Annotated in this window: 19 protein-coding genes and 2 riboswitches; of the genes, 6 read left to right on the top strand and 13 right to left on the bottom strand. The window is 48.9% G+C overall.

Annotation, left to right across the window (positions count from 1 at the left end):
- Positions 1-38 precede the first annotated feature (38 nt).
- From trhO to DFR62_RS05375, 11 genes are all read right to left on the bottom strand, one after another.
- Complete coding sequence (gene trhO / locus DFR62_RS05325) at positions 39-1,001, bottom strand: oxygen-dependent tRNA uridine(34) hydroxylase TrhO (RefSeq protein WP_121298524.1); 963 nt, start codon at positions 999-1,001, stop codon at positions 39-41.
- Positions 1,002-1,154: 153 nt separating this feature from the next.
- A complete protein-coding gene (locus tag DFR62_RS05330; RefSeq protein WP_121298526.1) occupies positions 1,155-2,105 on the bottom strand; it encodes a 2-hydroxyacid dehydrogenase in 951 nt (316 codons plus the stop codon).
- A 47-nt stretch (positions 2,106-2,152) separates the two neighbouring features.
- On the bottom strand, positions 2,153-2,764 hold the full coding sequence (locus tag DFR62_RS05335) for a DedA family protein (protein WP_121298528.1): 612 nt from the start codon (positions 2,762-2,764) through the stop codon (positions 2,153-2,155).
- A 129-nt stretch (positions 2,765-2,893) separates the two neighbouring features.
- A complete protein-coding gene (gene mbcS, locus DFR62_RS05340) occupies positions 2,894-4,465 on the bottom strand; it encodes an acyl-CoA synthetase MbcS (protein ID WP_121298530.1) in 1,572 nt (523 codons plus the stop codon).
- 21 nt (positions 4,466-4,486) lie between these two features.
- Positions 4,487-5,041 carry a hypothetical protein gene (locus DFR62_RS05345; protein ID WP_241663088.1) on the bottom strand — a complete coding sequence of 185 codons (555 nt, stop codon included), beginning with the start codon at positions 5,039-5,041 and terminating at the stop codon, positions 4,487-4,489.
- Between the two features lie 12 nt (positions 5,042-5,053).
- Positions 5,054-6,700, bottom strand: a complete 1,647-nt coding sequence (locus DFR62_RS05350; RefSeq protein ID WP_121298534.1) for a solute symporter family protein — start codon at positions 6,698-6,700, stop codon at positions 5,054-5,056.
- A gap of 3 nt (positions 6,701-6,703) precedes the next feature.
- Positions 6,704-6,973, bottom strand: coding sequence for a hypothetical protein (locus tag DFR62_RS05355; protein WP_101191442.1), 270 nt, complete (start codon positions 6,971-6,973; stop codon positions 6,704-6,706).
- Positions 6,974-7,422: 449 nt separating this feature from the next.
- Entirely contained in the window at positions 7,423-8,673 is a 1,251-nt protein-coding gene (locus DFR62_RS05360; protein ID WP_121299506.1) for a mechanosensitive ion channel, read from the bottom strand.
- 189 nt (positions 8,674-8,862) lie between these two features.
- Entirely contained in the window at positions 8,863-11,007 is a 2,145-nt protein-coding gene (locus DFR62_RS05365) for a sensor histidine kinase (RefSeq protein WP_121298536.1), read from the bottom strand.
- A gap of 137 nt (positions 11,008-11,144) precedes the next feature.
- Positions 11,145-11,837 (bottom strand): response regulator transcription factor, encoded by a 693-nt coding sequence (locus tag DFR62_RS05370; protein ID WP_121298538.1) that lies wholly within the window; start codon positions 11,835-11,837, stop codon positions 11,145-11,147.
- A gap of 80 nt (positions 11,838-11,917) precedes the next feature.
- On the bottom strand, positions 11,918-12,781 hold the full coding sequence (locus DFR62_RS05375; protein ID WP_121298540.1) for a DMT family transporter: 864 nt from the start codon (positions 12,779-12,781) through the stop codon (positions 11,918-11,920).
- A 178-nt stretch (positions 12,782-12,959) separates the two neighbouring features.
- Between DFR62_RS05375 and DFR62_RS05380 the strand changes: the two genes are divergently transcribed.
- Positions 12,960-13,190: an excisionase family DNA-binding protein gene (locus DFR62_RS05380; protein ID WP_101191449.1), complete on the top strand. Its 231-nt coding sequence runs from the start codon at positions 12,960-12,962 to the stop codon at positions 13,188-13,190.
- 236 nt (positions 13,191-13,426) lie between these two features.
- Here DFR62_RS05380 and metX read toward each other — a convergent pair whose 3' ends face one another.
- Together metX and DFR62_RS05390 are read right to left on the bottom strand one after the other, a co-directional pair.
- Entirely contained in the window at positions 13,427-14,446 is a 1,020-nt protein-coding gene (gene metX / locus DFR62_RS05385) for a homoserine O-acetyltransferase MetX (protein WP_121298542.1), read from the bottom strand.
- A gap of 12 nt (positions 14,447-14,458) precedes the next feature.
- Entirely contained in the window at positions 14,459-15,748 is a 1,290-nt protein-coding gene (locus DFR62_RS05390) for an O-acetylhomoserine aminocarboxypropyltransferase/cysteine synthase family protein (protein ID WP_121298544.1), read from the bottom strand.
- Between the two features lie 101 nt (positions 15,749-15,849).
- Positions 15,850-15,964, bottom strand: a riboswitch (SAM riboswitch).
- A 186-nt stretch (positions 15,965-16,150) separates the two neighbouring features.
- Positions 16,151-16,263: riboswitch (SAM riboswitch) on the top strand.
- 132 nt (positions 16,264-16,395) lie between these two features.
- Between DFR62_RS05390 and DFR62_RS05395 the strand changes: the two genes are divergently transcribed.
- The 5 genes from DFR62_RS05395 to pepT all read left to right on the top strand — a co-directional run bounded on the left by DFR62_RS05395 (position 16,396) and on the right by pepT (position 21,557).
- On the top strand, positions 16,396-17,427 hold the full coding sequence (locus DFR62_RS05395; protein ID WP_121298546.1) for a methionine ABC transporter ATP-binding protein: 1,032 nt from the start codon (positions 16,396-16,398) through the stop codon (positions 17,425-17,427).
- Positions 17,417-18,067 carry a methionine ABC transporter permease gene (locus tag DFR62_RS05400; protein WP_121298548.1) on the top strand — a complete coding sequence of 217 codons (651 nt, stop codon included), beginning with the start codon at positions 17,417-17,419 and terminating at the stop codon, positions 18,065-18,067. The genes DFR62_RS05395 and DFR62_RS05400 overlap by 11 nt, the downstream gene beginning before the upstream one ends.
- 84 nt (positions 18,068-18,151) lie before the next feature.
- On the top strand, positions 18,152-18,985 hold the full coding sequence (locus DFR62_RS05405) for a MetQ/NlpA family ABC transporter substrate-binding protein (RefSeq protein WP_121298550.1): 834 nt from the start codon (positions 18,152-18,154) through the stop codon (positions 18,983-18,985).
- A gap of 64 nt (positions 18,986-19,049) precedes the next feature.
- Complete coding sequence (locus DFR62_RS05410) at positions 19,050-20,255, top strand: M20 family metallopeptidase (RefSeq protein WP_121298552.1); 1,206 nt, start codon at positions 19,050-19,052, stop codon at positions 20,253-20,255.
- Positions 20,256-20,339: 84 nt separating this feature from the next.
- Positions 20,340-21,557: a peptidase T gene (gene pepT / locus DFR62_RS05415; RefSeq protein ID WP_121298554.1), complete on the top strand. Its 1,218-nt coding sequence runs from the start codon at positions 20,340-20,342 to the stop codon at positions 21,555-21,557.

The following is a 21,557-nucleotide window of genomic DNA, read 5'->3' on the forward strand; positions in this document are numbered from 1 at the left end:
GCCTGAACGGATAATGCCGTTCAGGCTTTTTGGGTTGCTTATGATTGTGCAGTTTCTTTCAATGCGTCGAGGCGCTGTTGTACTTGCTCCCCTGTCATACCATGCTCAAAAGCATAGCGGTTGCGTGGATGCTCGCGGCATTCGTCTGAACATGAACGCATGTATTTGTGCTCGTTTTCTTCTGAAGCCAAGATTTTCGCATTGCATTCAGGGTTCGCGCAGTTGACGTAGCGCTCGCAAGGCTCGCCGGTGAAATGGTCTTTCCCGACAATTGTGTGTTCGACACGGTTGACCGGCACGGCGATGCGCTCATCAAAGACGTACAATTGCCCGTCCCAAAGCTTGCCTTGCACTTCCGGGTCCTTGCCGTACGTGACAATGCCTCCGTGAAGTTGGTTGACGTCATCAAAACCTTCGCGTTTCATCCAGCCTGAGAATTTTTCACAGCGGATGCCGCCTGTACAATAGGTCAAGATTTTCTTGCCTTCGAACTGCTCTTTGTTTTCTCGGATCCATTCCGGCAAATCACGGAAGGTTTCAACATCAGGACGTACCGCACCGCGGAAATGGCCCAAGTCGTACTCGTAGTCATTGCGTGCATCGATGACCACGGTATCCTGGTCTTGCATCAATTTATAAAATTCTGCCGGCTCCAAATAATTGCCGGTCAATTCATTTGGGTTGATATCTTCTTCGAGTCCAAGGTGGACGATTTCATTTTTTGCACGGACGTGCATTTTTTTGAAAGCATGGCCATCCGCTTCGTCGATTTTAAAGACGATGTCCGCAAAACGCGAATCGCTCTTCAGCATTTCCATGTATTGTTCAGTTTGCTCGATCGTGCCAGAGCATGTGCCGTTGATCCCTTCGTCCGATACGAGGATGCGGCCTTTCAATCCGATTTCCTTACAAGCAGCCAAATGCTCGGCAGCGAACTCTTCGGGATTTTCAATCGGGGTGTATAGATAGTACAGTAAGACATTATGTGTATGATTTTGCATGAATCATACCTCCTGATTTTCGATTTGGCACATTTCCTTGATACAGGAAAAACCTAGCCTATTTTACCCCAACGCGCAAAAAAATTCAACATCCCCTGAAGCTTCATCCCCGAATGCATATAAAAACAGCCCCGCTTTACGGGACTGTTTTTTTCAGCACACCCGGTTCTTGACGGGTTTGCTGTTTGCGCAAGCTTGCAGCGCTTCTTTGTTCAATTGCATCATCGCATAGCGCGTCTGAACCGTTGCGCTTCCGATATGTGGCGTAACCGTCAAATTATCGAGCGTTTGAAGCGGATGGTCCAGCGGCAGCGGTTCTTGTTCAAACACATCAAGCCCCGCTCCCCATATGGATTTATTCTTCAATGCTTCATAAAGGGCCTGTTCATCGACAATCCCGCCTCTTCCGCAATTGATAAGAATCGCAGTCTCTTTCATCAAGGAAAGCTCACGTTCGCCGATCATGCCTTTCGTTTGTTCGGTAAGCGGCGCAAGGATCACAACGAAATCGGAGCGCTTCAATAAATCATCAAGTTCCGCATATTGGGCTTCTTCCAGGCTTTTGCGCGTCCGGTTATGATAGATGACTTCCATATTGAAGCCTTGCGCACGCATGCACACCGCTTCCCCGATGCGTCCCATGCCGACAATCCCGACAGTGGTGCCGTGCACGTTCTGTCCAGTCAATCCCATCGGCGTCCAAGCTTGCCATTCGCCGTTTCTCACCGTCTTTTCCGCTTCGATCAAGCGGCGGGCCGTGGCCAGCATCAAAGCAAATGTTAAGTCAGCCGTTGTTTCAGTCAAGACATCTGGTGTATTCGTGACGATTACTTTATGTTCTCTCGCTGCATCGAGATCGATATTATTATAACCAACTGCCAAATTCACGACGATTTTCAAGTTCGTGGCCGACTCGAATAGCTCGCGGTCGATTTCATCGCCGAGCATGGTCCAAAGCGCCTTCGCTTCCTTCGCTTCTTCAAGCAATTTTTCACGCGGCGCATTGCGTTCCTCTTCCGGCCACATGCGCACTTCGTAGACATCGTGCAAATCCGCTACTGCCTGTTCCGGCAATTGCTGGGTAATGAATAAAATCGGTTTCATGAAACTCCTCCACCCTTCTCCTGATTAACTTTCCTATCGTAAAAGATTCACTGTCCTGCGCCGCGCCTTTTCTTAAACAACCACAACCCGACGATGGCACCGACAATAAGCAAGGCATAGACGATATTCGAATAAATGCCCAATTGTGCCAGGATTTCTTCCCGGTTCTCCCCGACCGCACGACCGATATAGACAAGCACGGTATTCCAGATCAAGGTGCCGGCTGTCGTAAAAGCCAAGAATAAAACGAATTTCATATTGGACATGCCTGCTGGAATCGATATGAGGCTGCGGACAAGCGGAATCAGCCGACCGATGAATACGGCAAACCCGCCGAAGCGGTCAAACCAGCGATCTGCTTTGTAAAGGTCTGCTTTTTTGAGGCGCAGCCAATTGCCGTGTTTGTCAATAATTTGCTCCAGCCGTTCAACATCCAACAAAAGCCCGAGCCCATAGAGCATGACCGCACCAGCAACCGACCCTGCCGTGGCTGACAGGATGACTCCCCACACAGTGAGGCTGGTCGTCGATGTCATAAATCCTCCAGCCGTCAGAACTACTTCAGAAGGCACCGGCGGAAAGACATTCTCCAACAAAATAAGCAGGAAAATCCCGAAATAGCCGTAATTTTCCATTACCGATGTAATCCACTGTTCCATAAACGGCCCCCTCTAAACACACCCGGACTCCCAATTTACTTCATGTCCGTCTACCTATATATATTGACGAAAGCAGGACATCTTAAACAGCATAGAAAAAGCCGCGCTTGTTTCAGCGCGGCTTGCTTTTTAAGCGTTCATCTTACGCAATTCCACGCGGCGAATCTTTCCGGAAGTCGTTTTCGGGAGCTCCGTCAAAAATTCGATGACACGCGGGTATTTATAAGGTGCGGTAATTCCTTTGACATGGTCCTGCAATTCCTTGACCATCGTCTCGTCCTGCTTGCCGCCATCTCTCAATACGACAAATGCCTTGACGATATTGCCGCGGATTTCATCCGGCGCTGCTACGACTGCACATTCCTGTACGGCTGGATGTTTCATGAGCGCATCTTCCACTTCAAACGGCCCTATTGTATAGCCAGAAGAAATGATGATGTCATCGCTGCGGCCCTCGAACCAGAAATAGCCATCTTCATCGCGTGAAGCCTGGTCACCGGTCAAATACCAATCGCCGCGGAACGAAGCTTGCGTCCGTTCCGGGTCCCGGTAATATTCACGGAACAGCGCAGGACAACTTTTGTGTACGGCAATATCGCCGACTTCTCCTGGCGCGGCTGGCTGTCCGTCTTCGTTGATAATATCAACCGGATTCCCTGGTGTCGGTTTGCCCATGGAACCGGGTTTCATGTCCATGTCCTGCAAGATGCATACAAGCAAGGTATTTTCCGTCTGTCCGTAGCCATCGCGCACATTCAATTGGAAAGCTTCCTGGAAAGCATCGATCACTTGGCGGTTGAGCGGCTCTCCAGCAGAAACCGCACTGCGCAGATGAGGCAATTTATAATCGTTCAGGTTTTCGACTTTCGCCATGATACGGTATTCAGTCGGTGTGCAGCACAGCACATTGACTTTTTCTTCCTTCAGAATATCCAAATATTTCAGTGCATCGAACCCGCCATTATAGACGAGCGCCGTCGCCCCGAGCGTGATCGTCGAAAGGAACGGGCTCCAAATCCATTTTTGCCACCCTGGAGCTGCCGTTGCCCAAACGATGTCGCCGCTTTGCACGCCGAGCCATTCAGTCGCAGCCGTCCGGACGTGCGCGTAGCCCCATCCGTGTACATGCACGACACCTTTCGGGTTGCCGGTCGTTCCGGAGGTATACGATAGAAACGCCATGTCTTCACGATTCGTGTCGACTGCTTCAAATTCTTCTGATTCTGCAGAAGCCAATTGTTCCAATGACTGCCATCCCTCTTCTTTTCCGCCGACAATCAGTTTATTGGCCAATGCATCATATTCCTCTTCAATGGAGTTCGTTTCAGCAGTAGTTTTGTAATGTGCGATAATCGCTTTCGCGCCAGAATGCTCCATGCGGTAGCTCAAGTCTTTTTTGCGCAGCATTTCAGAACACGGAATCGCGACCAGCCCTGCACGCAAACACGCCAGGTACGTAATATACGCTTCCGGAATTCGCGGCAGGATGATCAATACGCGATCTCCCTTTTCGAGCCCTAATTTCATGAAGGCTTGTGCGTATTGATTCATTTTAGAGAAAAGATCCTGATATGAGAGTTCGAGACGGTTGTTGTCCGCATCGAACCAGCGAACCGCAATCCGTTCGGCATCATTTTTGTATGCTTCCAACTCGGAAGTAATATTGTATTGTTCAGGTGCAATCAATTGTTCCACATTCATCTAATTTCCTCCTTTTCCTATTCAACTCGCAGGGATGACCAAATAATAGACGCTTGCCAAAAACAAGAATGCCATACCAGCAGACAAATACGCTTTCGTTGCATTGAACCCTTGTACGGCTTGTATGATCTTCACGCTGACCAGATACATCCACACCACGCCGATGACAAGGAAGAGATTGACCCACAATGAACCGTCGCCAAGACCAGCCAGGTGAGGCGCGCCGAGCAAGCCTGGAAGCAGGGCCACCGGGGCCACCAAGCTGATAGCTCGGTATTTTGCCGTTCCGCCGAGCGCTTTAGATCCCGCCCACAGCAGCGCCGCCATTCCAACTTTCGTGATAAATGCCGTCAAGATCCCAAAAATGATGAAGATGGCCGGGACGAGAAAATTCTGCAATAAAGCGGAATCGAAACTGCTTATGTACGAGGCTTGCGACGCGATTGAAATCGCGCCGTAGCCTACTCCCACGATGAGCAGCAAAATCCGGCTCACCGTTTCGGTTTTCGGTAATTCCAGGAATGACCGGTAAGATGGATCATCCAGGCTTATCATTTTTCCAACCAACTTTGCCACTCCCTTTACCATTTACATTCCCCAAGGCATTAACGCCCAGATTGCCACTGCCGCAGAAACAACCACTGTGATTCCCGCACCGAGTGTGCTGTTATAGCGGTAAGCTTTGATATCTTTCCAGCCATGGATACGCTCGATCAATTCGATATCCGCTTGTTTCGTCAATTTCCCGGAAAGCGCCGGCATGCGGTTCGTAATATAAGAAACGACAATCAGCAAGATAAAGCTGATCGGTACCGCAAGCATTGCACCCGATAGCCCCATGCCGTCAGTCACTCCATGTCCCGTCAACACAATGCTCGGGAAAACGAATGGAGATACAATGATATAGATAGCACCGCCGACGACAGACGCTGCGATCGCGCCGAATTTATTCGCTTCTTTCCACCAGACACCGACGATGATCAGTGGCGCATTGGTGACGCCTGCCAAACCGAACGCCCAGAGAATACTGACGACAAGGAATGCCGGCGGGTTAATCGCAAGCAAGATACTCGCAATCCCTCCTGCAAAAATTGCGATAAAGCCAATACGCAAGTTTAAGCGTTGCGAAATGTTCGGTTTCAATGTAGAGATGATGTCTTGTGAAATCAATGCACCGATTGCCAGCAAGTTTCCGCTCAAGGTCGAGAGGCCAGCAGAGATGGCACCGGCAATAACAAGCGCTGTTACCCATTCAGGGTTATAGACCATGTTCAAAATAATCGTTAGTTTATCCGCATCCGCATCTGAAATCGTCACGCCTTGCGTAGTTGTCGCAAAGACCCCGACAAAGCCCATCGCATAAGTCGCCGAGAAGACCAGCCCGAGAATGAACGCGAACCAAACCATCGCAGAGCGCGCACTTTTCAATGAAGAAGCCGTGTAGACGCGCATTGCCAAGTGAGGCAATCCGAGCGCCCCAATCGTCAGCGCAGGGATGATGGAGAAATACCACTTCGGTGAAAATTGGTAATCAAAAAATGAAGGCAATGCGTCCATCATTGCCGGAACCATGTCCGAATAAAGCAATGGCGGGAAATACCATCCTGAAGCACCGATCGCTTTCATGATTGCCGCAAGCGGTACGATGAACATCAAAGCAATGATGACCATTTGGATCGCAGCGTTATTCGTCGCTCCAGCCATCCCCCCGATCGTGATGTAGCCGACGATCAAGATACCGAAGATGAACAGCCCTGTAATATAAGGGATGCCAAGCAATGTCTCAAACGTAATCGCGATGCCGATCATCTGGCCAAGTGCATACATAATCGATACTAAGATCATGAACAATGCAGCAATGATAGAAGCCGTCGTGCCGTAACGGTCACGGATAAAGTGAGTCGGTGAAAATGCACCCATACGGCGTAAACTTGTTCCATAAATAATCGTGATCAAGGGAATCGCCAAGATCAATTGAATCCACAACATAATAAACGGAACCTGCAATTGCAAAATAAGAGCGGTAATACCTAAAAATGTTGCCAAACTCATATATGTAGCAGCCATCGCCAAGCCATTTGTGATCGCTCCGACGTTTGATCCGCCCACGTACAACTCTTTAGCTGATTTACTTTGACGGTTCGAGATGAAACCTACGATATAAAACAAAACGAATGTTGCACCTACGACCACAAGCCCAAGTATTGGATTGTCCAGTTGCCAACTTTGCTCCATCGCTTACACTTCCTTTGCTTCGTCGGCATTGCCGAGCGTGTCATTTTCTCTTTCGATCTCATCATCGATCCGGTTGCCGATTTTCCCTGCTACAAGTGTCAACAGGAAAACGCCGAACCAGCCCATCAAAATAGGCACGATATACATGACCGGAAACCCGAATAGCATGGCATCTACCGGAAAAATGGAAAAAATCAAGCCGACATTTCCTACTAGAATAAACGCCGCCGTCATCCAAATTGTAAACTGGACTTCCTTTTTGTAAGCTTTCATGCTTTCCCCTCCAATTTGTGTAATCTCTCTTTTCATACACCCCAGACTGAGCGTTCGCTCAGATTTTATTCAAGCGATCCCCCTTCAAAAATTATTATGATAATAACTCCCTTGATTGTAACCGCTTGCATAAATGATAGTCAACTGAATTTTTATAAAATTTAAACAATTATAGTAATAACCTTTTGAACCATATTCCTGTTCATCTATTCGCTTAACTATGCTATTTATCCCTCATATTCTTTTACAAAAATCATTTTCCAAGCTTTTTTTCAAACGCAAAAAATTATATAAATATATAATTACTTCAAACTAAAATAGGGTTTTTCTGTAAAATAATATGTATATTGATGATTAATTATTCATTCCCTGACAGAAGCTTCGTCTCTCCGCTGTATGTGAAGACAAAAAAATGCGCCTGGCATATGCCAGGCGCAGCAGAAGACGACTTACATATTCGGTTTATTGTCTTCTTCTTTCATTTTCTTTTCCATTTTAGCCAATTGGTTTTTCGCAAAGTCGCGGCCGCCAATTCCGAATGCGATGGCGAACGCCACGGCAAGTCCGGCAATGATGAACAGGAAGGCCAAGTTGACAATGTTTGAAGCAAAGTTCAACTGGTCAAGCGTCATGAAAATCGCAATGATGAAAATTGCGTATTTTACGATGCCGCCGAACAATCTATTGCCCGAAGCGCGCGTAATGTAATTCCCGAGCATACTGCCTCCAATGAGCCCGAGCCCAAGGATGATCAATGAGCTGATCAATAGCGGCAAGTACGCGATGATTGCATTGCCGATGGAATTCAACACATCCAGCTGCAAGACATTCATGGCTTCCACCACGAAGAAGATGATGATGATCGCCTGTACGACTTTGCCAATAATCTGGGCAATGTCGAATGACGGCTCTTTGTTCTTGTCAGGGCTCAAATACGAAGAGAAGCGGTTGATCCCTGTGCCGTTCAATAAGCCAATCAGCAAATCGGCGACGAATTTCGCGATGAAGACACCCGCAAGGATAAGGATGATGCCGACAAAGATATTCGGGATCATGCCGAGCACTTGGTTGAGCATCGATACGATCGGTTGTGAAATCGATTCGATGTTCAAGGTTTCAAGCGCTACCGTTACGATCGGGATGAGCACGATGACGAAGACCACATTCGCCAAAACTTTAGCGAGCGTATTTTGGTCGCTTGGAGCCACCCGCTCGTTCGTTCCGGATTTATTGGTCATCTTATTGAACCATTTATCGATGTTCATCGTGGCCAATAAACTCTCTACCAACTTCTTGACGAACTTCGCGATAAAGTAGCCAATCACCAAGATCAAGAGGGCCATGAACAGGTTTGGCAGGAATGCCAGGAACTTGTCCATCATGTTCGAGATCGGCTGGGCGACATTATGCATGTCGAGCGCTTGCAATACACTTGGAATGAACAGGATGAAAATCAAATAATAAAGAATTTTTCCGATAGAGTCCAGTTTGTCATCCGCGTCTTCCTTCGTTTTAGCCATATGGCCTTTGACCATGGCGTTGTCAGCACCTACTTTTTTCAGCCCTTTCGAGAAAATCGCTTTGACAATCGTAGCGACGAGCCACGCGACAACAAGCAATAAGAGGGCGCCGAGAATATTCGGGATGTAATTGATGATTGTATTCCCGACATTCTGGAATGAATTGGTTACATCATTCAAATGTGTCATCTCCTTTACAATTTAATGGTTCATTTTTAGTATCCCCCCTTATATTTTTCCTAAACGCAATCTAGCGCCATTCCAGCGCCAATGCCAACTTAATTTTTAAAGGGCATTGCGCTTTTCGCGAGCGCGGCAAAAAACCGCCGGCGGGAATCCCATCGGCGGTTTCTCGTGTTCATCCATCTATTAAAGATTTGGCAACAGGACGGTCACTTTGAACAGGTCACCATCCACTTCCAATTTCATCTGCCCGCCGTGAAGATCCACGATGGACTGGGCAATGGCAAGTCCAAGCCCTGAGCCTTCTGTTTGCCGTGAAGTATCCCCGCGCTTGAAGCGTTCGAGCAATTCTTCGGTATTGTCACCCAGTTCGTAGCGCGTGACATTTTTCATCGTCATGGCCAGTTCACCGGCTTGTTCTGTCAGCGCAATATAGACACGGCTTCCCGGCAATGAATATTTAGTGGCGTTCAGGATTAAATTGTCGAGAAGGCGCCACCACTTCTGGCCGTCGACCGAAGCATACACAGGTTGGTCCGGTGCTGAGATGCGGACGTCGAGTTCCGCTTCCCGCACTGCTTCTTCATGTTCTGCCAAGGCTTGTGTGACCAGCTGTTTCATATCCAGGCGCTGCTTTGAGAGTTCTGCATTTCCGCTGGCCATTTTCGAGACTTCAAATAAATCTTCGATAAGTACTTTCAAGCGCTCTGATTTCCGGTCGAGTATGTCGACGTATTTCCGCCGCTCTTCATCTCCTAGATCTTCATTTTTTAATAGATCCGTATAGGTAATGATCGAAGTAAGTGGCGTGCGGAGGTCATGGCTGACATTGGTGATCAGCTCGGTTTTCAGGCGCTCGCTTTTTGCCCGTTCAGATACCGATGCCTTGTACCCTTCCCGCAGCACATTCAAATGTTGGGCATGTCTACTAAGCGGCGACTTGCCTTTCACTTTCAATTCCGCTCCCAAGCTTCCGGCAGCCAACTGTTCCGTCCCTTTGATCAGCCGGTTCAAATAACCAAAGCGCGTCATTAAAAACAGCAGCGATGGCAGCCCGATCAATAATGTGGCCGGCAGCCAAACAATGACTACAACCGGTTGCAATATCATGAGTGCTGTTCCGGCGCCCCATAAAAACATTACTGCTAGCACCCAGGCCATCTGGAAGCCGATTGTGCGGTTGAGAAACGCATCTTTCGCCGAATAAACCTGAGAGGCGGTGAAACTTTGCAGAATTTCTTCTTTAAAGCAACTCCATTTGCCGAAATGCTGCCATAGCCAAATTGCCTGCAATATAGTCAGCGCCCAAAACAGAACTGCGAGTGCCAGCGCAATGAAGACACCTGGAAGAGAGACACTCCCGCCTTCCCACGGCCTTGTCAATACCGCCGCGAAATGGTTTGCAGCAGCCAAGGCGAACGCAGCCGATACGATGAATCCGATAAGCTTCCACTCGACAGCGAGTTTTCGCCAGTTGTGATAGCTGGTTAATTCGGTATACCACGACGTACGGACCGGCCGCTTTTTGAACAGCCACCATGCACCGGCCGCTACTGCTGCCATCACGAAATAAAGGAAGAACTTAAGCAGTTGGAATTGGTTCATTCCACTTTGCACCGCAGCTCCTGCTAGCCCCTTTTCGGGTATTTGGATGACCCCTGAAAAACGGTTATCGGCCAGCGTACTGTTGGCATCGTCGTACGGAAAGTCAAAACTCCAATAGCCATTGCTGAAATAAAGCGGCTCTTGCACAGAATACAGTTGTTCGAAAAAAGGCTCATCGCTGATTGTGCCTTTGGTGAACACTTCACCGCTGTCCAAGTCCTTTAATTGATAGGCATAACCTGAAGCTTGGGCTTCAAATTGCCCTTGCTGTTCTGCCAATTGCCGGAGCGCTTCTTCATAATCGGTTTCTCGTTGTTCGATAATCGCTTTTTTCGCTGCTTCGTCGTCGGAAAAATTTTCACGCACAGCCGAAATTTCCTCTCCGCGCTGCTCTTCCAATTCTTCCACCAATGAGCTGTCGCCTTCTTCCTCTGCCGCTGAAATCGCATCCGCATATTGATCCCTAACCGTCTGGATCTGGTCAGTCAGGGAATTATGATCCATGCGGTATTGGTCGATTTCCCAGGAAGCGACCGAATGATCGACAGTGGATTTCGGCGGGGCCAGTTCGAACAATAGCAGCCCCTCCGTGAACCTGGCAAAATCGTAATGAAAATCTTCTGTGTCCGTATATGCCTTGCCAAAATAACCTGTTCCTTTTTCCATGACGGTCCATAAGCATAAGAACAACAAGGAAATGCCTGCAAGCCACATCCATTTCTTCATATCATATATCTCCTTTTGTTAAGTGGCGAAGTGTGGCAAGCAGATCTTCCGGTGACTTGATGACAAAGTCCAAAATAAAAGAAGAGCAGTAGACGAGGCATATTACAGCAACCGCAATCGCAGCGATAGACCAAAGATCATTTTTCCATTTTGTAGCCAATGCCCCACACCACCTTCACATACCTTGGATTTTTCGGATCCGCTTCGATTTTTTCGCGGATTTTACGAATATGTACAGCGACAATGTTTTCTGCATTGTATGCCGGCTCACGCCAGACCCGCTCGTAGATCTCACCGATGGAAAAGACACGGCCTGGATGTTGCATCAATAATTCAGTTATATTGAATTCCGTCGGTGTCATGCGAATTTCTGCACCGTCTACTGTAACCGTTTTCGACTCCGAATCCAGCCGCAATCCGTCGATTTCTAGTGCAAGGCCCGACTGTCCATAATCTCCAAGCTTCACGTAACGTCTGAGTTGCGATTTCACCCGTGCCATCAATTCCATCGGATGAAAAGGCTTGGTCACATAATCATCCGCGCCGATCGCCAACCCATGGATTTTATCGGAATCCTCACTTCTAGCACTCAGCATGATGATCGGGATATTGCGTTTTTCACGAATCTTGAATGTTGAATGGATGCCGTCCAGTTTCGGCATCATGATATCCATGATGACCAGATGCACTTGCGTCGTTTCCAACAAATCAAGCGCTTCCTGTCCATCTGCAGCTCCTACGACCAAAAAGCCTTCATTTTTCAAATAGATGCTGATGCCTTCCCGGATTTCTTGGTCATCATCTGCCACCATGACTGTCAGCTGTTCCACACGTCCCACCTCTTTTCATTTCTGGCTTAAGTATAAAGTGAAATTCTTAAGCGAAGCCCATTCAAATTCTGAAGAAATTCTTAAGCTTTGCGGTTTTTGCCGAATGCGAGCAGCGCAATGCCGCCGATCAACAGCGCTACCCCGACCCAAGACTGTCCGCTCAACGCTTCACCAACTACGGCAACTCCCAATACAGAAGCTGTCAGCGGCTCTGCTAGCGATAAAGTGACCGCAGAGGAGGAAGGAATGGTTTTCAATCCGCTCGAGAATAATAAATAAGCAAGACTTGTCGCCGCAAGGCCCAAATATGCCACAATCATCATATTTTGCGGTACTGCTAAATAGCCGGTATCCAGGAAAAACAGGAACGGCAATAAGCCAAGCCCGCTGAGTGAAAAGATCACAGCCACCGCCGGCACTACTTCCATGAGACCCAGGACATTTTTGCTGAACATGGCATATCCTGCAAATGCCAAACCTGCCAGCAGCCCGAGCATCACGCCGAGCGGGTCGACGATATAACTATCACGGTTCGCAAAAAGCAAAATACAGCCAACGACCGACAGAGTGCTTGAAAATACCCACACACGTTCAGGTCTGCGCTTCAATATGAGCGCTTCCAATATTCCTGAAAAAGCTGGCGCGCTGCCGATTGCCACGACCGTCCCGATTGCGACGCCCGTCAATTGCACGGCTGAAAAAAAGAAAGGTTGAAACAAGGCCATGCACAATGCTGAAAGCCCGACCCAAAGCCATGGAATCCTTACACCTCTTAGCTTTCCTGAAATCCACACAAATGCCAAAAGGCCAAAGCCGCCGATTGCGAGGCGAACTGCACCAATCGTCAACGGATGGGCTTCCCCCACCAGGAAAGTTTGGGCTGTCCCTGTCGTGCCCCAAAGCATCGCCGCGAATAACACCCATATGTATGCCTTAATTTGCATCAGCTTCCCACCGCTTCTCTCTCTAAAGTTTGAAATATATTTAATCACCACTGTTAAAATAGCCATGCTTGTACTAGATTATGGAAAATTCATTCACACTCCTAAACATACCACGGCACGGATGGTTTGAGATAGGGTTAAAATAGCATTATAATAGAAGAAAAGAGGAGGCGATCGCATGTATATGACAGTCCCGGAAACTGCCGTTTTTTTGTCGATGCCGGAAGAGCAAGTCAACCGTTACGTACTTGAAGGCCGGATTCGCGCAGTCCATGACGGAGAACAATACTTGATCAACACCTCCCAATTCGAGAGCCATTTCAAACAGCTCGAAATCGCCAAACTTGAGCTGGAAGAGTGGCGCGCTACGCCAATCCCCGATGATATCGATATTAAAGACGAGGATTGACGAAACGCAAAAAAGGATCGGAGCCGTATAGGCTTCGATCTTTTTTGATATCTTGTGGAGAAGCTAAAAAGTTGTATTTTCCGAAGCTTATCGCTCGCTTTCCGCGGGCGGGAGTCGAGCGAACGCTTCTCCAAATACTTATGGAAGTCATTGATTTTAGAATGTAGAAAAGGTCATCAATTTTTTAATTTGTAGTTCATCATGGACTTCTTCAATACTTTTTATGATGAACAAGTTTATGCTAATACATGGCTTTTGGCATTCACCGTTTTCTGTAATTGATTCTGTACGTGGTGCGCCCATTTTTCGAATTCCACCAAGAACCCGTCATGGCCGAAATCCGTTTCGATTTTCTCCCATTTTGCATTGGGCTGGTTTTCGACCCACGGAATCATCAACTCTCCCGGATACAACAAGTCGTGGCTATAGGAGATTGAGAGCAGCTCGGCGGCTAATTCCACCTCTTCCACATCATGTGTGTTCATGGCTTTCAGCAAAACGAGGTAGCTATTCGGGTCAAAGCGCCCTGCCAATTTGCGCCCCTGATAATCCAGATAAGACTGAACTTCGAACTCTTCCCCGCAGCGTGAACGGCCGAAGCGGCCATTGAATAATTGGCTGCTCCGGTATGTCACCATGCCGGCCATGCGCGCGATTTCGAATCCTTTCAACCTGGTTTCCGGATGATAATTGCCTGACTGGAACTCGGGATCGTTTTCGATTGCCTGAATGCCGATGTGATTGAATGCGACGCCATAATCTCCATAATAAGGCGTTACAGCAAGTGCAATGGCCGTATCCAGAAACTCTGGATAGAGCTTTGCCCATTCCAAGGTTTTCATGCCGCCGAGAGAACCGCCGATCACTGCTGCCAAATGGTTGATGCCCAAAGCTTCCAGGGCTTTCCGCTCCGCTCTCACCATGTCCCGAATAGTCAGTTCAGGAAATGACGCTCGGTAAGGTTCACCGGTTTCCGGATTGATCGAAAGGGGGCCGGTCGAACCGCTGCAGCCGCCGAGTACATTGAACGTGATGGCTTGGAACTGTCCGGTATCCACCGCTTTTCCTGGGCCGATCAGCCCTGCCCACCAGCCCGGTTGATCTGCAGTTCCCACTGCATATTGATCGCCCGTCAGCGCATGGCAAACCAGAATCGCCGGTGCAGAACTGTCTCCGACGCGTTCATACGCCAATTCTACTTCACGCAATAGTTGACCTGATTCAAGTTTTAGCTGGCCGATGGATACTGTCGTCATCCGAATCCCTCCTTACGCGTTCTCGAGTACTGCCGCTTGGATCGCTTGCTCCAAATCAGCGATTAAATCTTCATGGTTTTCCAATCCTACAGACAAACGGATCAATTCTTCCGTTACGCCGCTATTTTTCAATTCTTCTGCTGTCAATTGCTGGTGTGTCGTGGACGCCGGGTGAATGATCAATGATTTGGCATCACCGACATTCGCCACGTGCGACCATAAATTAACGCCATCGATTACTTTGCGGCCGGCTTCCCGTCCGCCTTTGATCCCGAAGTTGACGATCGAACCATAGCTGTCTTTCAAATATTTATCAGCAAGTGTCTTGGATGGATGTCCTTCGAGGCCAAGGTAATTGACCCACTCGACTTGCGGATGATCTTTCAAATATTCCGCGACCTTCTGCGCATTTGTTGCGTGGCGCGGAATCCGCAGATGCAAAGTTTCAAGTCCCTGAAGCAGTGCATGGGCGCTGTCCGCACTGAGCGACGGGCCGAAATCGCGCAATAGCTGGACGCGTAATTTCGTCGCGAATGCCGCTTCCGGCACATCAATTCCGAAACGGATGCCATGGTAGGTTTCATCCGGCTCCGTGTAATTCGGGAAGCGCGGGTTGTCCCAGTTGAACCGTCCGGCATCAACCGCTACGCCGCCGATTGTCGTTCCGTGCCCGCCGATCCATTTCGTGGCGGAATGGATGACCACGTCTGCACCGAATTCGATCGGGTTGCTGACGAAAGGCGATGCGAAAGTATTATCGATCAACAGCGGAACCCCGTTTTCGTGTGCGATATTAGCTACTTGCTCGACGTCGAACACGTTCAAGCTTGGATTTCCGATGATCTCACCGAATAAGGCTTTCGTCTTATCGGTAATCGCTGCACGGAAATTTTCAGGATCTGTGGCATCGACGAATTTTACGTTAATGCCATAGCGCGGCAATGTGTTGGCGAATAGGTTATAGGTTCCACCGTATAAATTGCTGTCGGCGATAATTTCGTCTCCCGCTTCCGCAATATTCAACACGGAAAATGCAATGGCTGCCATCCCAGATGATAAAGCTACTGCAGCAGTCCCGCCTTCAAGAAGTGCGACGCGCTGTTCGAATACATCAACTGTCGGGTTCATGATACGCGAATAGATATTGCCCGCTTCTTTCAAGCCAAATAGGTTTTGTGCGTGCTCGGTATCTTTGAATACATAAGAAGTCGTTTTATGGACCGGTACGCCGCGAGCGCCTGTCACTGGATCTGGTTCTTGGCCACCGTGTAATAGAAGAGTTTCTGGTTTGAAGTTTGTCATTGTCAATTCCTCCTGTTTTTGTAATAGTTTTGTTCGTTTTGAGGAGGACATAAAAAGACCCTCTTCAGAAAGAAGAGGGCCGTTATATACGGATTTGCCTCCTCTTATCTTTCAGCGACGCAAATGCGCACTGTAGGATTTAGCACCTTTCCAGACATGAGCCTGTTGGTTGCCGGGCATCGTAGGGCCTATTCCCTCCGCCTCTCGTGATAAGAGTATTCAGTTATTTTTTTGCTTGTTGAAAAGTATAGGGGACACCCCTGGCTAAAGTCAAGCATATTTTTCTAAAAATTTTAACTACTATAAGTAGCTTATCTCCCGAAAAAAATTACGTGAAAGCTGTTGACTTTTTCGCTATTTCGAAATAGAGTAGGAATCACGAATTGAATAGCTTACATCACTTTCTTATCCAGAGAAATCGAGGGACAGGCCCTATGACGTTTCGGCAGCAGATTCGCAAATCAGCGAAAACTGTGCTAATTCCTGCAAATGCTTCGGCATTTGGAAGATGAGAATGAGATGGTTTCATATTTTGGAGCCCTCTTTTTTCTTGCGTATAAGAAAAAAGAGGGCTTTTTGTTGTTATTTCAAGAAAGTGTTCGTTCGCACTCATTCGAATCGTTATTTGCAGCCACAGGAGGGACACCATGATTCAATTTGAAGCAGTCAAGAAAACTTACGTATCCGGCAAGCAGCAAGTCCATGCGCTCAACGGCATTGATTTGACCGTCGAGACCGGCGAAATTTACGGCGTCATCGGATTTAGCGGCGCAGGAAAAAGCTCGTTGATCCGCACGGTGAATTTACTAGAGCGCCCATCCACAGGACGCGTGCTCATCCACGGAGAGGATATTTCCACTTTAAGCGCACGCAAAATCCGCGATACGCGAAAAGACATCGGCATGATCTTCCAGCATTTCAATTTGCTGAACTCGAAGACCGTACACCATAATATCGCGATGCCCCTGATTCTGGCCAAGACCCCGAAAGCGGAAATCGACCGGAAAGTGGCGGAACTATTGGAGTTTGTCGGGCTTGCCGACCAAGCGAAAAAATACCCGGATCAATTATCCGGCGGGCAAAAGCAGCGCATCGGTATTGCAAGAGCACTCGCAACGAACCCTTCGATATTGCTGTGCGATGAAGCAACATCAGCGCTCGACCCGCAGACGACCCAGTCCATACTGGATCTGCTGCGCCGCATCAACCAGGAATACAATATCACCATTTTGCTCATCACCCACGAGATGGGCGTTATCCGGGAAATCTGCGACAAAGTGGCCGTTCTCGAAGAAGGCCGTGTCATCGAGCAAGGCAGCGTATTTGAAGTTTTCAGTAATCCCCAGCACGCGACGACCAAGCGTTTCGTCCGTTCTGTCATGAACGATGAATTGCCGGATTCGCTGCTTGAGCAGATCCGCCACAACGACGGGACACGCCCGATCTACCGGGTGCAGTTTACCGGGAATTCAGTCGGCCAGCCGTTCATGTCGAGAGTATCGCGTGAATTCCAGCTCGATTTGAATGTGTTGTTCGGTAACATTACAGAACTTCAAGGCATTCCATACGGCAACTTGATTGTCGAGTTCGACGGCGCTCATGCAGAAATCGACCGCGCACTCGCCTCGATCCGAAACGATAACATCCAAGTAGAGGAGGTGCAGCAACATGCAGGTTGATCAATCGCAAATCTTAGAAGCTTTATGGGAGACGCTTTACATGACGGGTGCATCATTCGTTTTCTCGCTCTTCATCGGCTTGCCGCTCGGCATCTTGCTGGTCGTCACGAGAAAAGGGCATCTGCTCGAAAATGAAGCAGTCTTTAACGTATTGAACATCGTCATTAACATATTCCGTTCGGTTCCGTTCATCATCTTAATGGTCGCCATCATTCCATTGACGCGTATCATTGTCGGCACATCGATCGGCACCGCCGCAGCCATCGTCCCATTAGTATTTTATGCAGGTCCGTACATCGCCCGGCTGATCGAGAACTCATTGCTCGAAGTCGATAAAGGCGTTATCGAAGCCGCCCAGGCGATGGGCGCTTCTCCCGGCCAGATCATTTTCCGCTTCCTTATACCGGAAGCGCTCAGCTCCCTTGTCCTGGCATTGACCATCGCCATCGTCGGCTTGATCGGCGCCTCCGCAATGGCAGGCGCAATCGGAGGCGGCGGGCTCGGCGACTTGGCCATCACTTACGGCTATCAGCGCTTTGACACATTGGTCATGCTCTTGACTGTCGCCATTCTGGTCGTCCTTGTCCAAGGTGTCCAATCGCTCGGCAACCTCATGTCCCGCAGAGTACGCCGGAGCTAAGTCCTTCTATTCACATCAATTAAATTCAGTCAAGCGATTTATTCATCAGCACACTCACTTAAAAAACCATTGGAGGATTTCATCATGAAAAAAATTACAGCTCTTTTAGCAACAGCAGGCATCGCTGCGCTTCTCGGCGCATGTGGAGACGATAGCTCAGCCGGCGAAACCACGAAAGTGACACTTGGCATCAGTGGATCGGACACGACGATTTGGGATTATGTCGGCGACAAAGCCGCTGAAGAAGGCATCGAACTCGACATCATCACCTTCTCGGATTACGTTGCGCCGAACTTGGCACTTGCTGAAGGCGAACTCGACTTGAATGCCTTCCAGACCATCTCGTATTTCGATGAATTTGTCGAAGAGCACAATGTCGACATCGTACCGATCGGCTCTACCGTTATTGCGCCGATGGGCTTGTATTCCGACAAATACGAATCGATCGAAGAACTTCCCGAAGGCGCCCAAATCGCTATGCCGAATGAAGCAACCAACATGGGCCGCGCACTCCTCTTGCTCGATGAATCCGGGCTCATCACTTTATCCGATGATGCCGGATTGACCGGAACAGCAGAAGACATTATCGACAACCCGAAAAACATTGAAGTCGTCCCGATGACTTCCGCCCATACGCCGCGCGCTATGGCTGACGTCGCTGCTTCCATCGTCAATAACGGCATCGCAGTGGATGCTGGATTGAACCCGACAGAAGACCCGATTGCCCGTGAAAGCGATACGGCAAAACCTTATATCAACTTGATCGCTGCACAAGCTGGCGAAGAAGATAACGAAGCGTATCAGCGCATCGTCGAATTGTACCAGGAAGAAGACACAGCTGAATTTGTCATCGAGCACACAGAAGGCGCTCAAATCCCGACTTTTGTTTCAGTCGAGGAATTAGTCGATTACCAATAAAAAAACAGTGGCACTGCAGCAACAGACCATGATTAAATGAAATCCATTCGAGGGGGACGATCACATGACCATCATTAGCGAAGCGCGCGAGACAATCACCGAATCGATCGACAAGAACCGCGCACAATATTTACGCATCAGCCATGCTATCCATGAAAATCCTGAAATCGGCAATGAAGAAGTGTTCGCGAGCGGGCTCTTGACCGGATTGCTCGAAGAAGCCGGATTCCAGGTTGAAGACTGTGTCGCTGGCCACCACACCGCCTTTTATGCAGTCCGCGACAGCCAAAAGCCAGGGCCGACCATCGCGTTTCTTGCTGAATATGATGCTTTGCCGGGCATTGGCCATGCATGCGGACACAATATTATCGGCACGACCAGTGTCGCAGCCGCGATTGCGCTCAGTAAAACATTGGAATTGACCGGCGGGCGCGTCGTCGTCCTCGGCACCCCCGCTGAAGAAGGCGGGCCGAATGGCAGCGCGAAAGGCAGCTTCGTCAAACACGGACTTCTTGAAAAAATTGATGCCGCATTGATGCTTCACCCTTCAGGCAATTCGGCTGTGACTGGCCCATCACTTGCTGTGGATCCCTTGAGTTTTCATTTCTACGGCAAGCCGGCCCATGCTGCCGGGTCTCCTGAAAAAGGCATCAATGCTCTCGATGCCGTGCTTCAATTGTTCAACGGCATCAACGCCCTTCGCCAACAATTACCGGATGATGCACGGGTGCATGGCATCATCACGCACGGAGGCGACGCGCCGAATATCATCCCGGAATACGCCTCTGCCCGCTTCTATATCCGCGGCGATTCTTGGAAAAAAACAGCCGAGACGGCAAAAAAAGTACGTGCCATCGCTGAAGGCGCTGCCCTGGCGACAGGTGCCCGTGTCGAAATCGAACGTTTCCAGAATGAAGTGAAGGATCTTGTTGTCACGCCTGAGCTCGATGAAATCCTTAAAGCCGAACTTGAAACATTAGGCGACAAAGTAGCCGATTCGCGCATTTCCGGACTCGGTTCAACCGATGCCGGAAATATCAGCTATGAAGTGCCGACTGCCCACGGCTATATCAAAATCGGCCCTGAAAGCCTCATTGCCCATACCGAACAATTCCGCGAAGCCGCCCGTTCGAAAGCTGGCGACGAAGCCTTGGTCAAAGGCGCCAAAGCATTGGCGCAAACAGGTTACCGTTTGTTGACGGAACACGCTTTACTGGCGCAAGTCAAACAAGCCCATATCCGCTCACTCGCCGCCAAACAACAAGATTAAAAACCAGCGCCTCTGCGCTGGTTTTTCTATGTATTTCGAATTTCGTGTTAAAATGGAGTCATTACATACATAGGAGGCTCTACCATGATCGAAAAATTGATCGAACGCCTGATTCGCTACGCCAAAATCGACACGCAATCCGATTTTGAAAATGACGCAACCCCTTCTACACCGGGCCAATGGGATTTGCTCGCTGAACTGGAAAAAGAAATGAAGATCATCGGCTTGGAGGAAGTCGAAGTGGACGACCACGGCTATTTATTCGGCACTTTGCCGGCGAATACAGAAGAACAGCGCCCGGTCATCGGCTTTCTGGCACATGTCGACACGGCCACCGACTTCACCGGAAAAGGCGTCAACCCGCAGCGCATCGAAAATTACGATGGGAAAGACATTTCATTAAACGACAAAGTGGCGATGAAAACGGCTGATTTCCCGGCCTTGCAGAATTACATCGGCCATACTTTGATTACGACAGACGGCACGACTTTGCTTGGTGCCGACAATAAAGCAGGAATTGCCGAAATCATGACCGCCATGGAATATTTGATCGAACACCCGGAAATCGAACACGGCAAAATTCGCGTCGGCTTCACGCCGGATGAGGAGATCGGCCGCGGCCCGCATAAATTCGATGTCGCCCGTTTCGGCGCCGACTATGCGTACACGATGGACGGCGGCCCGCTTGGCGAGCTTCAATACGAAAGCTTTAATGCCGCGAGCGCGAAATTGACCATTCACGGAACCAGCGTCCACCCCGGTTCCGCCAAAAATAAAATGGTCAACGCTATTACGGTCGCCACGCGCTTCCAGGCTGAAATGCCATCTGCTGAAGTGCCTGAGAAAACGGAAGGCTACGAAGGCTTTATCCACTTGAACAACTTCAATGGTTCTGTCGAACAAGCGGTGCTTCAGTACATTGTGCGCGATTTCGATAAAGACAAATTCGAAGCGAAAAAACGCCATATGAAACAAGTGGCTGCCGAATTGCAAAAAGAATTCGGTGAACAAGCAATCGAACTCGAGCTCGAAGACCAATACTATAATATGCGCGAAAAAATCGAACCCGTGATGGAAATCGTCGACCAAGCCGAACAAGCGATGAAGACATTGGGGCTTTCCCCGGACATCATCCCTGTACGCGGCGGTACGGATGGATCCCAATTATCTTATATGGGCTTGCCGACGCCGAACATCTTCACAGGCGGCGAAAACTATCACGGCAAATTCGAGTTCATCTCTGCTGAAAACATAGAAAAAGCGACTCAAGTGATTGTGGAAGTCGCCAAAATAGCCAAATAA

Origin of the sequence: Planococcus citreus, from assembly GCF_003664125.1 — a bacterium.
GTDB lineage: Bacteria > Bacillota > Bacilli > Bacillales_A > Planococcaceae > Planococcus > Planococcus citreus.

Excerpts from the sequence above, each read along its gene's own strand:
- DFR62_RS05395 (WP_121298546.1), top strand. The coding sequence starts at position 16,396 with ATGATTCAATTTGAAGCAGTCAAGAAAACTTACGTATCCGGCAAGCAG.
- DFR62_RS05400 (WP_121298548.1), top strand. The coding sequence starts at position 17,417 with ATGCAGGTTGATCAATCGCAAATCTTAGAAGCTTTATGGGAGACGCTT.
- DFR62_RS05380 (WP_101191449.1), top strand. The coding sequence starts at position 12,960 with ATGTATATGACAGTCCCGGAAACTGCCGTTTTTTTGTCGATGCCGGAA.
- DFR62_RS05375 (WP_121298540.1), bottom strand. The coding sequence starts at position 12,781 with ATGCAAATTAAGGCATACATATGGGTGTTATTCGCGGCGATGCTTTGG.
- pepT (WP_121298554.1), top strand. The coding sequence starts at position 20,340 with ATGATCGAAAAATTGATCGAACGCCTGATTCGCTACGCCAAAATCGAC.
- trhO (WP_121298524.1), bottom strand. The coding sequence starts at position 1,001 with ATGCAAAATCATACACATAATGTCTTACTGTACTATCTATACACCCCG.
- metX (WP_121298542.1), bottom strand. The coding sequence starts at position 14,446 with ATGACGACAGTATCCATCGGCCAGCTAAAACTTGAATCAGGTCAACTA.
- DFR62_RS05390 (WP_121298544.1), bottom strand. The coding sequence starts at position 15,748 with ATGACAAACTTCAAACCAGAAACTCTTCTATTACACGGTGGCCAAGAA.
- DFR62_RS05355 (WP_101191442.1), bottom strand. The coding sequence starts at position 6,973 with ATGAAAGCTTACAAAAAGGAAGTCCAGTTTACAATTTGGATGACGGCG.
- DFR62_RS05365 (WP_121298536.1), bottom strand. The coding sequence starts at position 11,007 with ATGAAGAAATGGATGTGGCTTGCAGGCATTTCCTTGTTGTTCTTATGC.
- DFR62_RS05330 (WP_121298526.1), bottom strand. The coding sequence starts at position 2,105 with ATGAAACCGATTTTATTCATTACCCAGCAATTGCCGGAACAGGCAGTA.
- mbcS (WP_121298530.1), bottom strand. The coding sequence starts at position 4,465 with ATGAATGTGGAACAATTGATTGCACCTGAACAATACAATATTACTTCC.
- DFR62_RS05405 (WP_121298550.1), top strand. The coding sequence starts at position 18,152 with ATGAAAAAAATTACAGCTCTTTTAGCAACAGCAGGCATCGCTGCGCTT.
- DFR62_RS05350 (WP_121298534.1), bottom strand. The coding sequence starts at position 6,700 with ATGGAGCAAAGTTGGCAACTGGACAATCCAATACTTGGGCTTGTGGTC.
- DFR62_RS05335 (WP_121298528.1), bottom strand. The coding sequence starts at position 2,764 with ATGGAACAGTGGATTACATCGGTAATGGAAAATTACGGCTATTTCGGG.
- DFR62_RS05410 (WP_121298552.1), top strand. The coding sequence starts at position 19,050 with ATGACCATCATTAGCGAAGCGCGCGAGACAATCACCGAATCGATCGAC.